Raw genomic sequence first — 13,891 nt, 5'->3', positions numbered from 1 at the left:
GGATGTCTCCTGTTCGTTTCTCGAATCTGTATGGGAATTCTTGAAGACTGGATTACTCGACGACAAGAACGATCTTGCCGACGTGCTGGTCTTGCTGCATATAGGCGTGCGCTTCGCCAATGGCAGTCATCGGGAAGGTACGGTCGATCGGCAGGCGGATCCGCCCAGCCGCCAGGAAGGGCAGCATGTCGCGCGCACAGGCCTGGATGCATTCCAGGCGTTCCTGCTCGGAGCGGGTACGGAATGTCACGCCAACCAGCGTGAGGCGCTTGAGCCAGAGCAGGCTCAGGTCGATCTGGGCCGTGTTCGAACCCAAGCGGGCAATATTGACCAGCCGTCCCTTGACCGCGAGGCTCTTCATGTTGTCTTCGAAGACCGGGCCGCCCACGGTGTCGATTATGAGATCCACCCCGCGATTGTCGGTGGCCGCCATGACGGCGTCGACCTGGGATTCGCTCGATGAATTGATGCCCACATCGACACCGAACTGGCTCAGGCGATCGAGCTTGGCGGCCGACCGCGATGTGGCGATCACCGGCTTGGCGCCCATCAGCGAAGCGATCTGGATCGCGGCCATGGCCACGCCGCCGGACGCGCCATTGATCAGTACTGCCTGGCCGGCGCGCAACTGGCCATTGGTCACCACGGCGTCGTGGGCCGTGATGAAGACATTGGGGAACGCCGCGGCATCGATCCAGGAAAGACCATCGGGCACGGCCATCAGCGCCAGTGGATCGGCAATCACATACTCGGCCTGGCACGCACGGCCGTGGCCCATGACCCGATCCCCCTCGCGCCACCCGTGCACGCCTTCGCCGACCGCTTCCACCTCGCCCGCAAACTCGACGCCCGCGGTGATCGTGTTGCCCGTGCGCAATTCGCGGGCCTGGTTGATTTCGCCCCGGTTCAGACCGGCGGCACGCACCCTGACCAGAACCTGGCCGGCGCCAGCAACCGGAGCCGGGATGTCCTGTATTTCCACTTTGCCGCCCGTAGGGCTCGGTATGACTCGTACTGCTTTCACTGCGGTCTCCTTTTCATATGGTGCTGCAGTAGATTGATCACTCGCTGGCGCGGGCCTTCGCGCGGATCAGCGCCAGCAATTCAAGGGCGCGCTCGGCGGCGCGCTCGCCGCCCGCCAGGTTGCCGCGGACAAAGGGCGGCCGGATATCCTCGATTTCGGCCAGCATCTGCATCAACTCGCCGTCCGCGATGCTGAGCCGTCGGAACTCGTTGATGGTCAGCAGGTAAGTGTGAAAGACGTCGCTATCCGGCTGGTTCGCACGCAGGCGATGCAGCGCGGCGTTCAACCAGTGCGTGCCCGCCAGCATGGCGGCCTCGATCTTGATCTCGTAGTCGGCTGGGCCGCACTTCTGCAGCGAGCGCTCGATCCGGCGCGCGATGGCGATGTGGGCTTCAACGTGCATCTTTTTCTCCTTGCATCCGGCAGGCCAGCAGCCGCAGGCAACGGGCAAGGGCTGCATCGCATTCCCCGGCAATGGCCGCCGTGGGCGCCACCCCCTCGCGCAGGCAGGGATCCCGATGGCGTTCGACGATCTCCATCTCATGCATCATCGCCGCCACATCCTCCGGGACCGGTGCATCGATCTTCGGCCTGCCCACGTGCAGCACATCGCCGAGCGRGCCGAATGCCGCACGCAGCGAGCCGTCCGGCTGTGGCACCAGGTAGGCGCCTGGCTGCGTCGGGAACACGTCGTCGTCCAGCGTGACGGCGRCATGATGGAGTGCTGCATTGACGGCGTGCGTGCCAGCCGTCATCCCGGTCCAGAACCACAGCTCGAAGTCCTGTAGGGGATCGAGGCGTTCGCGCAATGCTTCGAGTTTCGCAATCTTCTCCATGTGGGAAGCCACCTTCATGCCTTGTCTCCTGAATTGGCGGGCACTGCTGTGCCGCCCTTGTTGTGAAGATAGGCACAGCGCGCCTTGCTGTCAAGAACTTCTATATAGGACTTTGACTTTTGGACTAGTGGATTCCCCCAGTAAGCCTTGACATGCTGGCTTTCCGTTAACTACAGTACATCAAACACCTATATAGGAATCCAGAAAATGCCACGTGCCATCGTACTCAACCAGGCGGACAACGTCGCCACGCTGCTCGATGCCGGCCGTGCCGGCGAGCCCTGCACCTTGCAAGGAGAGGTATCGGGCCAGATGACCCTGCTCCAGGATGTGCCGTTCGGCCATAAGGTCTGTATCGCGGATACCCCGCAGAGCGCCAATGTCCTGAAGTACGGCCAGGTCATCGGGCGGGCCAGCCGGAACCTGAAGGCTGGTGAACACATGCACGTGCACAACATCGAGTCGACCCGCGCCCGCGGCGATCTGGAAAAGAGGTAAGAAAATGGCAATGACATTCCTTGGCTACCGCCGCGAGAACGACGCAGTTGGCGTACGCAACTGGGTAGCGGTGATTTCCGTGATGGACAACTGCAACCCGGTCACGCGCACCATCGCGCAAACCGTCAGCGGCTGCATTCCCGTCACCACCTTGTTCGTGCGTGGGCAGTTCGGCGCGGACCTGGATTTCGCTTATGAGTCGCTGGCAGGACTGGGACGCAATCCCAATGTCGCCGCAGTCCTGCTGGTGGGACTTGAAGATTCGTCGACGGAGGAGGTGGCGCGCCGTATCCGGACTACGGGGAAACCCGTGGAAACGGTGCATCTGCAACCGAATGGCACGATCGACTGCATTGCCGCCGGCACCCGCAAGGCCTTGAAGCTCTCGCTTGCGGCCTCGCGTGCCAGGCGCGAACCCTGCCCGGTTTCGGCCCTGGTACTGGGCGTCGAGTGCGGCGGTTCGGATACCACCTCCGGCCTGAGCTGCAATCCGACGATCGGCCGTCTGGCCGACCGTGTGATCGAAGCAGGCGGCACCATCATTATTTCCGAGACGTCCGAGTTCATCGGCGCGGAGCACCTCTTCGCGGAACGCGCCGTCGACGATTCGGTGAGGGATGCCTTCGTCAAGGCGGTCCGCGGCATGGAGAACCTCGCGATCGAGCGCGGCGTCGACATGCGCGAATCCCAGCCCTCGCCCGACAACAAGCGCGGCGGGCTGACCACGGTTGAGGAGAAGGCGCTGGGCGCGATGGCCAAGGCCGGGTCGAGCCCACTGGTCGGCGTGCTGCGCTACGGCGAGGCCCCGGTAAAAAAAGGCCTGCATTTCATGGACGCTCCGGCGGCGGCAGTGGAAAATCTCAGTGCACTTGCCGCCGGYGGTTGCCAGCTCACCTTCTTTGGTACGGGGGTCGGCAATCCGATCGGCAGCATGGTCGCGCCGACGGTCAAGGTTTGCGGCAACGTCAATACGCTGGAAACCATGGCCGATAACATTGATTTCGACGCAAGCGGGATCCTCGAGAAGGGACAGAAGATCTCGGATGTGGGCGATCGGCTGTATGCCTACGCCATGGATGTGGCGTCCGGCACCCGTCTCAGCAGCGAGATACTCGACATCAGGGAAACCGCAATCAGTCGATTTGCACTTAGCCTCTGAGTCAACATGACAAAGCTGATCAGCGTCTCCGACGCCATTATCCGTTCCATTGAATCCGGCGCGCTGCGCGAGGGCGACAGGTTGCCTTCCGAGGGCGAGCTTGCCACGGCGCACGGCGTCAGCGTGGGCACCATCCAGAAGGCGCTGGCGCGCCTTTCGAACTCCGGACTGATCACCCGCGAGCAGGGCCGCGGCACCTTCGTCTCGGGCGCCAGGGTCGCGCCTGCCGATGTGCGCTACCTGCGCTTTCGCGATGCCGAGGGAAACGAGCTGCCTTCCTACGTCCATGCGCGCTCGGTCAAGCGGCTCAAGCGCAAAGGGCCGTGGTCGGAGTTTCTCGATGGCGAAGCCTTCGTTCGCATTGAACGCATCATCAATGTGGGCGGGCGCTTCGACCTGTACAGCGAGTTCTGGCTGCGCGAGGAGGAATTCGCGCAACTGGGCGGCGTTGAACGCGACGAACTCGAAAAGAATCTGCGGGAACTGCTCGGGCAGCGCCTGGCGCTACCGACGCTGCGCGTGGACCAGTGGGTGCGATTCGACGAAATCCCGTCGGTAGCGGCCCGCGAGCTTGGCCTCGAAGCCGGGCAGCCGGGCTTCGTCATGGAACTGCGTGGCTATACGCTGCGTGACCRCCCCCTGTATTACCAGACGGTCTATGCCGGCCCGTTTTCAGAGCGCCTCATGGTGGTGCGGGAGAAGGCCTCATGAGCACGCATTGGAACGTTCAGGCGCTGGAGCAATGGACGACCCGGGTATTCGAAGGCTGCGGCGTGCCGCCGGAGCAAGCGGCCGAAGCCGCCGCGATCCTGGTACGCAGCGAGTTGCGGGGCTACAAGACGCACGGCATGACCCGCCTGGCGTCTTATGTGGAGCGGCTGCGGGCGAACGAGTTCAATCCCGGGCCGGTGATGGCATACCGATCCTTCCCCGGCGGCATCGTGCTGCAGGCCGATGGCGCCATGGGGCAGATCGCCGGTCCTTATGCGGTGCGCCTGGGACTGGAAGCCCTGGAGACCAGCGCTTCCGTACTGATCGTGCTGCAATCGTGCGGCCATCTGGGGGCGCTCGGCATCCACGCCCTGCTGGCGGCGGAGGCCGGAGCCTTCTCCATGATCGGGCAACGCACGCCGCCGGCGCTCGCGATGGAGGGATTCCCGCGCGCGGCGATCGGGCACAACCCGATTGCGTTCGGTTGCCCGCTGCCGGGGCAAGCGCCGATCGTATTCGATGTGGCGTGCAGCGTGGCCGCGCGCGGCCATATCCTGCTCGCGGCGCGTGAGGGAAAGCCGATCCCGGAAGGGTGGGCGCTGGATGCGGACGGCCGGCCCACCACCGATGCAAAGCGCGCGCTGGGCGGGTCACTGCTGCCCATGGGCGGGCACAAGGGCATCGGCATTGCCATGATGGTGGAGTGCCTCGCCGGTGCCCTGGCGGCCACCGCGGCGCCTCACGCACCGGCGCCGGGCAATAGTCCGCATGGCCGTGCCGCCGCCATGCAGGACGGATTCCTGTGGATGGTAAAGCCGGAATCCTTCGCCGGGCAGGCGCCCTTTGGCGACTATATGAAGCAGTGGACCGACACCTACCTTTGCGCGGGCGGCGACGACGCGCGGCTGCCTGGCAATCGTGGCGATGCCCTGGAGCGCGAGGCACGCGAGCATGGTATTGCGCTGCCCGCCGCGATCGCGCAGGAGTTAGGCGCGCTTGGCGAACGGCTCGGCGTGCGGTTTCCGACATCAGCATCAGCATAAGCACAGAAGCGCCAGACTTACCGGGTCCTTGCGAGCCCGGCGGGCGCTGGCCGCCCTCCCCACAACATAATTGGCGAGTACCAGTCCTATGAATGCTCCTCTCTCAGACGCCTCACGCAAGGCCATGGAAATCGTCACGCTCGACGACAAGTACGCACTGGACACGGGGCGCGCTTTCATGAGCGGCGTCCAGGCACTGGTGCGCCTGCCGCTGCTGCAGCGCAAGCGCGATACCCTGGCCGGCCACAATACCGCCGCATTCATTTCCGGCTACCGGGGCTCTCCGCTTGGCGGATATGACCAGGCGTTGTGGCAGGCCAAGAAGCACCTCGCGGACAATCATGTCGTCTTCAAGCCCGGCGTCAACGAGGAACTCGGCGTAACCGCGGTGTGGGGCTCGCAGCAACTCGAGTTCGATGCCGAGAGCAAGAAGTACGACGGCGTCTTTGGCATCTGGTACGGCAAGGGCCCGGGGGTGGACCGCAGCGGCGACGCGCTCAAGCACGCCAATCTGGCGGGCACGGCGCCGCTGGGTGGTGTGATCGCACTGGCCGGGGACGACCATGTGTCCAAGAGCAGCACGCTCGCGCACCAGAGCGACCATACGTTCATCGCTTGCGGGCTGCCGGTGTTCTTTCCCGCCAGCGTGCAGGACATTCTGGACCTGGGCGTGCATGCCTTCGCCATGAGCCGCTTCAGTGGCTTGTGGGCCGGCATGAAGACCGTGCAGGAGGTGGTGGAGGCGGGCGCATCGGTGGTGACCGATGCCGACCGGGTGCGCATCCTGCTGCCCGAGGACTTTGCCAGGCCGGAGGGCGGCTTGCATATCCGCTGGCCCGACGATCCGCTGGCGGCGGAAGCGCGGATGATGGAGATCAAGTGGCCGGCGGCGCTTGCCTATATCCGCGCCAACCGGCTTAACCGCAATGTGATTGAAGGGCCGAACGACCGTCTCGGCATCATTGCCAGCGGCAAGGCCTACAGCGATACCCGGCAGGCGCTGGCCGACCTTGGCCTGGACGATGCCTTGTGCCGCGCCATCGGCGTGCGGCTCCATAAGGTGGGCGTGGTGTGGCCGCTCGAGCCGGCGGGCGTGCGCGAGTTCGCGCACGGCCTGCGCGAAATCCTCGTGGTCGAGGAGAAGCGCCCGATCATCGAGCAGCAGTTGAAGGATGAGCTGTACCACTATCGCGCCGACGCGCGGCCTGCCGTGATCGGCAAGTACGAACCGGCCGACGGTGAAGGCGCCGGCGGTGAATGGAGTCACCGCAAGCCGGCGGAAAACTGGCTGCTGCGCGCCAAGGCCGACCTGACCCCCGCGCTGATCGCCAAGGCCATCGCGGGCCGGTTGAAGAAGCTGGGCGTGCCCCCGGATATCGCCGCGCGGATGGACGTGCGCCTGGCGCAAATCGAGGCCAAGGATCGCCAGTTCCCCCAGGGCGACAGCCGCGGCACCGACCGTCTCCCGTGGTTCTGCCCCGGTTGCCCGCATAACACCAGCACGCGCGTGCCGGAAGGATCGATCGCCATGGCCGGGATCGGATGCCACGGCATGGTGGTCTGGATGGACCGTTCGACCACGTCGTGGACGCAGATGGGCGGCGAGGGCGTGCCCTGGATGGGGCAGGCGCCGTTCAGCAAGCGCGCGCACATGTTCGCCAATCTTGGCGACGGCACGTACAACCACTCCGGATCGCTGGCGGTGCGGCAATCGATCAATGCCGGCGTCAATATCACCTACAAGATCCTCTACAACAGCGCCGTTGCCATGACGGGCGGGCAACCGGTCGACGGGCAACTGGACGTGCCGGGCATGACGCGCGAACTGGCGTCGGAGGGAGCGAAGCGCATTGTCGTGGTGACCGACGAGCCGCAGAAATATGCCGTCGTCAAGGACCTGGCGCCGGGCGTCACCATACGCCACCGCGATGAGCTCGATGCCGTGCAGCGCGAGTTGCGGGTGGTCGAGGGTGCCACCGTGATCATCTACGACCAGGCGTGCGCCACCAAGAAGCGGCGGGAACGCAAGCGCGGCACGATGGTCGATCCGGACAAGCGGGTCATCATCAATGAGCTGGTTTGCGAAGGCTGCGGGGATTGTTCGGTCGAGAGCAACTGCGTAGCGGTACAGCCGCTCGAAACCGAGTTCGGCCGCAAGCGGGAGATCAACCAGAACACCTGCAACAAGGACTTTTCCTGCGTCAAGGGTTTCTGCCCGAGTTTCGTCACGGTGGAGGGCGGCAAGCTCAAGAAGCCGGAAGCGGCGCGCAAGGCGAAGCTCTCCGATATGCCGGTACTGCCCGAGCCGAAGCTGCCGGATGCCGCCAAGGCCCAGCGCATCGTGGTGGCGGGCGTCGGCGGGACGGGGATCGTCACCATCGGCCAGGTACTCGGCATGGCGGCCCACCTGGAAGGCAAGAGCGTGATCACGCAGGATGCCACCGGCATGGCGCAGATGGGTGGCGCGACCTGGAGCCACATCCAGATTGCCGACGGGCCCGACGCCCTGCACGCAACGCGCGTCGATGTCGCCATGGCTGACCTGGTGATCGCCTCCGATACGGTGGTCGGCGCCAGCAAGGCAACGCTGGCGACCCTGTCGCAGGGCCGCACCTTTGTCGTGCTCAACAGCCACGTGACGCCGACTTCGGCCTTTGTCCGCGATCCGGACTGGCAGTCTCACAGCGACCAGGCCATTGCGGCGATCGCGCAAGGCGTCGAGGCAGGCCATTTCGGCATCTTCGATGCCGAGCAAGTGGCGACGCAATTGCTCGGCCAGTCGATCTACTCCAACCTGATGCTGCTCGGCTACGCCTGGCAGAAGGGCAGGGTGCCGCTGTCGCGTGAAGCGCTGATGCGCGCGATCGAACTCAACGCCGTGCAGGTCGACAACAACAAGGCGGCCTTTGAGTGGGGCCGGCACTGCGCGCACGATCTGGCCAAGGTGCCGGTGCGATCCGCCGATGCCCAGGTGGTTCAGTTCGTCAGGAAGCCATCGCTCGGCGATTTCATCGACAAGCGCGCCGAGTTCCTCGTCAGCTACCAGAACCGCGCCTATGCCGCGCAGTATGAAGATTTTGTCGCCAGGGTGCAGGCGGTGGAGTCGCGCCTCGGCAGCAGCAAGGTCACCGAAGCGGTCGCACGCTACCTGTTCAAGCTGATGGCCTACAAGGATGAGTACGAGGTGGCGCGGCTGCATACCGACCCGGCCTTCATCGGGAAGGTTGCCGCGATGTTCGAAGGCGACTTCAAGCTGGTCCACCATCTCGCACCGCCGATGATGGCCAGGAAGAACGAGAAGGGCGAACTCGTCAAGCGGCCATTTGGTTCGTGGATGCGCACTGCGTTCCGCGTGATGGCCCAGATGAAAGGCCTGCGGGGTACCCCGTTCGACGCCTTCGGCTACACCGGGGAACGCAAGGTGGAGCGAGCACTGATTGGCGAGTACCGCAAGAGCATCGAAGCGCTTCTGCCGACGCTGTCGCAACAGAATCTCGATCTGGCACTGGAAATCGCACGCCTTCCGGAAGACATCCGCGGCTATGGCCATGTCAAGGCACGCAATCTCGTGGCTGTGCGGGCCAGATGGGAGCGCCTGATGGCGCAGTGGCATGACGCGCAGGGCGCCCCGAGCGAAGCCGGGCCGAAGCGCAAGGCCAATGCCTGAGCTAAAGGCAGCGTGCCCATAGGCAGATTTGTGTGTAGAGCATCATCAAAACACTATAAAGACTGGAGACCGTGATGAACTTCGTACTGCGCCGTGCAGGCCTGCTTCTGTCCGCCATAGCACTGGCTGCTACCGTCCCCGGCGCGTGGGCGCAGGGTGGGTACCCAAACAAGCCGATTCGCATCATCGTACCGTGGCCCGCTGGCGGCGGCGTCGACTCCGTCACCCGTACGGTTGCGGAAAAGCTCTCCATCAGCCTTGGCCAGCAGGTCCTGGTGGACAACCGGCCCGGCGCCACCGGCAATATCGGCGCGGGCATGGGCGCAAAGGCGGCGCCGGATGGCTATACGCTGCTGGTGGCAAGCGCGCCGATGACGATCAACCCGAGCCTCTACAGCAACCTGCCCTTCGACACGAGCAAGGATTTTGCACCGCTCAGCCTGCTGGCCAGTTCACCCTATGTGCTGGTGGTGAATCCGGCGGTGGCGAAATCGGTGACGGAACTGGTGGCCCGCGCCAGGTCGGAGCCGGGGCGGATGAGCTATGCATCGCCAGGGCCGGGGACGCAACAGCACCTGATCGGAGAGTCATTCAAGGAAGCCGCCCACATCAACGTCATCCACGCCCCTTACAAGGGGGGGCCGCAGGCGCTGACCRACATGGTAGGCGGCCATATCCAGATGATGTTTCACGGCCTTCCCGCGGTGTTGCCGTTCATGAAATCCGGCCAGCTCAGAGCCATCGCGGTCGCCAGCAAGCAGCGCCTGGCCTTGCTGCCGGATGTGCCGACCATGGCGGAAGCGGGGTTTCCCGGTATCGAGGCGAGCGAATGGTATGGCCTGGTGGCGCCTGCCGGGACGCCGAAGGAGATCGTGGTTCGTCTCAGCACGGAGATCGGGAAAGCCCTGAACATGCCAAGTGTCCGCGATCAGTTGATCGGCAGAGGCTATGAACCGGCCAGCAACACCCCCGAGCAGTTCAGCACGTTTATCGCTGCCGAGCAGAAGAAGTGGGCCATCGTGGTCAAGCAATCCGGGGTGCGCCTGGATTAGCGGATACCTGTGCGGAAGCGCAGAGCCATTGCCTTCGGGGTTGCTACCTCATGGAAACAACATACAGGGAATCCATATGAGATTCGTACGGCGTCTCGCGCAGCGCGCTCTGTGCGTCATCACGCTTGCGGCAAGCCTGTCCCCGGCCTGGGCGCAGGACGGCTTTCCCAGCCGTCCGATCCGGATGATCGTACCCTGGCCGGCCGGAGGCAGTGTCGATGTCGCCACGCGGATTGTTGCGGAGAAACTGACACTCAGCCTCGGGCAGCAGGTCATAGTCGACAACCGGCCCGGGGCAGGCGGGAATATTGGCGCGGCGGCCGGCGCCAAGGCCGCGCCCGATGGCTATACGCTGCTGGTGGCGACCACCCCGATGCTCATCAACCAGAGCCTCTATGGCGGCCTGCCTTTTGACACGGTCAAGAGCTTCGCGCCGGTGAGCTTGCTGGTCACGCTGAACTATGTGCTGGTGGTGAACCCGGCCGTGGCCAGCTCGGTCAAGGAGCTGGTCGTGCAAGCCAAGGCCCGCCCGGGGCAGATCAGCTACGCGTCGTCCGGGCCCGGAACCCAGCTGCACCTGCTCGGCGAAGCATTCAGGCAGCAGGCTGGCATCGATATCGTGCACGTGCCTTACAAGGGTGCGCCGCCGGCGCTGACGGACATGATCGGCGGCCATATCCAGATGATGTTCCCTGGCCTCCCGGTGGTCCAGCCACTGCTCAAGTCCGGGCAACTCAAGGCACTCGCGGTGGTCGGCAAACGGCGTCTGGCGCTGCTGCCGGACGTGCCGACCATGGCGGAAGCGGGATTCCCGGGCGTCGATTCAACCGAATGGTATGGCGTGGTCGCGCCAGCCGGGACACCGAAGAACATCGTGGCGCGGCTCAATGGCGAGATTGTGAAAGCCCTGAATATGCCGGATGTGCATGCGCGCCTCGCCAACAAGGGTTTTGAACCCGCCGGCGGCACGGCCGAGCAGTTCTCCGCGCTGATCGGGGCGGAGCAGGTGAGTTGGGCAAGCCTGGTCAGGCAACTGAATCTTCGACTCTGAGATTGCCATCCGCTCAGCAACGACTACCGACGGCGAGCCATGTACTCGCTGATCCACCGCCGCAAGGCAGGAGACACCAATGCCCTCTGATCCAACCGCGATGGGAGCCACATCCCGATGCGCCACGCCTAACGCGACGGCACCCAAGCCGCTATCCAAGGTTTCGGCCGTTTCGGCCATTACCATTGGCGGCGCCCTGGAATTGTATGACTCGGGTGTCTACAACTTCTTCGCCCTGCTGATCGTTCCCCTGTATTTTCCCGTCGGCAATCCGCTCGGCCAGCTGCTGCTGTCCTTCGGCACGTTCGGGGCCGGTTACCTGATGCGGCCACTGGGCGGACTGGTGATCGGTGCGTATGCCGACCGCGTCGGCCGCAAGCCGGCAGTGGTGCTCTCGATGTGGCTGATGGCCTTCAGCGCGCTGATTCTGGTGCTGACGCCGCCCTATGCCCAACTCGGCGTCCTTGCCCCCGTGCTGATGATCCTCGCCCGCCTGATCCAGGGCTTCGCCATTGGCGGCGAGATGGGCTCCGCCAGCGCGATGCTGCTCGAGTATGCGGATGAGCGCTCGCGCGGCTTCTACACTAGCTGGCAGGCATCCAGCCAGGGCGTTGCCGCTGTGTTCGCTGCCTTGGTCGCACTGGTGCTGAGTAATGCGCTGCCGCCTTCCGCGCTTGAGTCGTGGGGGTGGCGCGTCGCCTTCCTGATTGGCATTCTGGTGATTCCGATCGGTCAGGTCATCCGGCGCCGCCTGGAGGAGACGCTGGTGCCGGAGCCGAAGAAGGCGTCGAAGAAGGGCGCCGGCCGCCAGCTGATGAGGGCGCATTGGCGCGAATTGGTGGCGAGCGTCCTGCTGATGATCGGCCTCGCGGCCTCGATCCACGTCATCGCCTTCTACCTGGCCAACTACGCGACCTTCCAGCTGCACATCTCGCGCGGCGATGCCATCTGGGCAGGCTTCGTCGCCTCCCTGGTGCTGGCGGTGTTCGCACCGCTGTCCGGCTGGCTCTGCGATCGCGTCGGGCGCCGGAAAGTCGTGTGGTGGTCCCGGGTGGCGCTGCTCGTCATGATCTATCCGGCCTTCTCGCTCCTTAACCGCATTCCATCCCTGACCTGCCTGCTGATCGTGGTAGGGCTGCTGGCCGTACCGATGGCGATGACGTCTCCTGCCACGATGGTGCTGGTCAGCGAGGTGCTGCCGCAGCGGCTGCGCGCAACCGGCATGTCGGTGACCTATTACGTGGCGATCGCGCTGTTCGGCGGCTTCGCGCAGTTGTTCTCGACCATGCTGATGCAGGTCACGGGCAACCCCAACGCGCCGGCTCTCTATGTCATTGGCTGCGGGGTTGTCTCGCTGATCGGACTCGCGATGGTGCCCGAAACGCTGGGGCGGCGTTTGTCATGAAGACGCCAGATTGAGTCGATGGCGCGCGCCGGGACCGTGATCGCCACGAACATTTCATCGATATCGAGGGGGCGAATGAAGGTCCTGTCGTCTCGTGCCAGGCATCGAAAATGGAAACGAATGGGAATGCCGGTTCCACTTGCCGGGGATGCCGACGGGAAAGCCGCGGAACCGTATCGAAACCTGATGGCATTCGCAGCCAGGCATGAGGTGGCATATGGATGACCCTGCCCTTGTTCCGGATCTCATATACACTCCAGAGCGGCAATCTAGTGATGATCGCAGGGAGAGAGGGGCCTATATGCAGAATGCACTGGAGTTGTACGGGGCCCAAACCGGGAATTGCATCCGTGCCGCCATCGCGCTGGAAGAGGCTGGTATTGCCTATTCCGCAAGACCCGTCAACTTGGCAACTGGAGAGCACCAGGGGCAGGAGCTACGGTCGTTGAACCCCTTCGGCAAGGTTCCGGTTCTTGTCCAACGTGCCTCTGGCGCCGGGTTTGTCCTCGCGCAGTCCAACGCCATCATCTTGTTCGCGGCAGAGTCCTCTCCGACCACTCTGCTGCCGGCCGATCCAGTCGCGCGGGCCAAGGTGTACGAGCGGTTCTTCTATTTTTTGACCGACGTCATTGCGGTGAGCCATGGGGCATTCAAGCTCCAACAGATCGGAGCGTCCGACCAGGCGAAATCCATCAACGAACTCGCCGTATCCGCACTACTTGACGGCGGCCGGTTCCTGGCATTTTCCGCTTTTATGGCAGGCGAGTCGTTTTCGGTTGCCGACATCGCGGCATTCACCATTGCACGCGCATTTCACGACGCCATCGAATGGAGCGAGCATCCAGAACTTGCTCGCTGGTATCGGGAGGTTGCGCGTAGGCCTGCCGTGCTGAGGGGCCTGAAAGTGTTCGCGTAACGCGACATCCGTCTTTGATCGGAGCGCATCCCTTGCGCTGCCTAACCGTCCTCTCGATGATCCTGGTGTGGCTCCCGTTGGTATCGCGATATGCGTGCCTTTGGCGTCTGATTTGATCTGAGCTGTCACTGGCTATCGCTATTCGCCCGGTTCTTCCCTGGTCCCCATCGCGCACTTCGAGGAACCTCCGAACCCAAAAAAAATGCCGCCGAAGCGGCACAAAGAGCATGGGTGGGGCTGGATGCACGCGAGCTTCCCTGCGGGACTGCCCGCGCCACTGCGCAAATATGGCCTTGTCACATACCGTTGAACTATCGTCAGAACTTGTGGCGAATACCTACGGCGACACCGAGCATGTTGCTTTGGCCGCTGGCAAGCGCGTAGCTATTGCCAAGGGAAAGGCTGTTAGCAAAGCCAATCATCGGGGAATCCAGTCCCAGACCCGCATTCTTTGAATATGCCGTGGTCAGGTAGACATCAGTCCGCTTGGAAAGCGTGTAGTCCGCGATAAAGGCAACTTGCCATGGGT

At 63.9% G+C, this 13,891-nt stretch carries 12 protein-coding genes and 1 pseudogene; 9 read left to right on the top strand and 4 right to left on the bottom strand.

All coding sequences use genetic code 11. From position 1 onward, the window contains the following. Positions 1-52 precede the first annotated feature (52 nt). From AC1DN0_RS05155 to AC1DN0_RS05145, 3 genes are read right to left on the bottom strand one after another with little or no spacing between them, the layout of a single operon-like run. Positions 53-1,024 carry a zinc-binding dehydrogenase gene (locus tag AC1DN0_RS05155; RefSeq protein WP_441626599.1) on the bottom strand — a complete coding sequence of 324 codons (972 nt, stop codon included), beginning with the start codon at positions 1,022-1,024 and terminating at the stop codon, positions 53-55. 37 nt (positions 1,025-1,061) lie between these two features. Next, a complete protein-coding gene (locus tag AC1DN0_RS05150) occupies positions 1,062-1,427 on the bottom strand; it encodes a hypothetical protein (RefSeq protein ID WP_441626597.1) in 366 nt (121 codons plus the stop codon). After that, positions 1,417-1,878, bottom strand: coding sequence for a hypothetical protein (locus AC1DN0_RS05145; protein WP_477145582.1), 462 nt, complete (start codon positions 1,876-1,878; stop codon positions 1,417-1,419). Before AC1DN0_RS05145 ends, AC1DN0_RS05150 begins: the two co-directional genes overlap by 11 nt. Before the next feature lie 189 nt (positions 1,879-2,067). Between AC1DN0_RS05145 and AC1DN0_RS05140 the strand changes: the two genes are divergently transcribed. The 9 genes from AC1DN0_RS05140 to AC1DN0_RS05100 all read left to right on the top strand — a co-directional run bounded on the left by AC1DN0_RS05140 (position 2,068) and on the right by AC1DN0_RS05100 (position 13,362). Then, positions 2,068-2,358: a UxaA family hydrolase gene (locus AC1DN0_RS05140; RefSeq protein ID WP_441626595.1), complete on the top strand. Its 291-nt coding sequence runs from the start codon at positions 2,068-2,070 to the stop codon at positions 2,356-2,358. Positions 2,359-2,362: 4 nt separating this feature from the next. Continuing rightward, positions 2,363-3,517: a UxaA family hydrolase gene (locus AC1DN0_RS05135; RefSeq protein WP_441626593.1), complete on the top strand. Its 1,155-nt coding sequence runs from the start codon at positions 2,363-2,365 to the stop codon at positions 3,515-3,517. 6 nt (positions 3,518-3,523) lie between these two features. Further along, positions 3,524-4,228 (top strand): GntR family transcriptional regulator, encoded by a 705-nt coding sequence (locus AC1DN0_RS05130; RefSeq protein ID WP_477145581.1) that lies wholly within the window; start codon positions 3,524-3,526, stop codon positions 4,226-4,228. After that, positions 4,225-5,271: an Ldh family oxidoreductase gene (locus tag AC1DN0_RS05125; protein ID WP_441626589.1), complete on the top strand. Its 1,047-nt coding sequence runs from the start codon at positions 4,225-4,227 to the stop codon at positions 5,269-5,271. Before AC1DN0_RS05130 ends, AC1DN0_RS05125 begins: the two co-directional genes overlap by 4 nt. An 88-nt stretch (positions 5,272-5,359) precedes the next feature. Then, on the top strand, positions 5,360-8,938 hold the full coding sequence (locus AC1DN0_RS05120; protein ID WP_441626587.1) for an indolepyruvate ferredoxin oxidoreductase family protein: 3,579 nt from the start codon (positions 5,360-5,362) through the stop codon (positions 8,936-8,938). Between the two features lie 74 nt (positions 8,939-9,012). Next, positions 9,013-9,990: a tripartite tricarboxylate transporter substrate binding protein gene (locus AC1DN0_RS05115; RefSeq protein ID WP_477145580.1), complete on the top strand. Its 978-nt coding sequence runs from the start codon at positions 9,013-9,015 to the stop codon at positions 9,988-9,990. 76 nt (positions 9,991-10,066) lie between these two features. Continuing rightward, positions 10,067-11,041, top strand: a complete 975-nt coding sequence (locus tag AC1DN0_RS05110; protein WP_441626585.1) for a Bug family tripartite tricarboxylate transporter substrate binding protein — start codon at positions 10,067-10,069, stop codon at positions 11,039-11,041. Positions 11,042-11,120: 79 nt separating this feature from the next. Further along, a complete protein-coding gene (locus AC1DN0_RS05105; RefSeq protein ID WP_441626583.1) occupies positions 11,121-12,446 on the top strand; it encodes an MFS transporter in 1,326 nt (441 codons plus the stop codon). Between the two features lie 301 nt (positions 12,447-12,747). After that, positions 12,748-13,362: a glutathione S-transferase family protein gene (locus AC1DN0_RS05100; protein WP_441626581.1), complete on the top strand. Its 615-nt coding sequence runs from the start codon at positions 12,748-12,750 to the stop codon at positions 13,360-13,362. Between the two features lie 317 nt (positions 13,363-13,679). On the opposite strand, the pseudogene AC1DN0_RS05095 reads toward AC1DN0_RS05100, so the two are convergent. Then, positions 13,680-13,891 (bottom strand): annotated as a pseudogene (locus tag AC1DN0_RS05095) (porin); the annotation flags it as partial.

Source organism: Cupriavidus sp. 05N39 (genome assembly GCF_056397325.1).
Note: the sequence above shows the minus strand (reverse complement) of the source record. Positions and strands in the feature narration are given on the sequence as shown.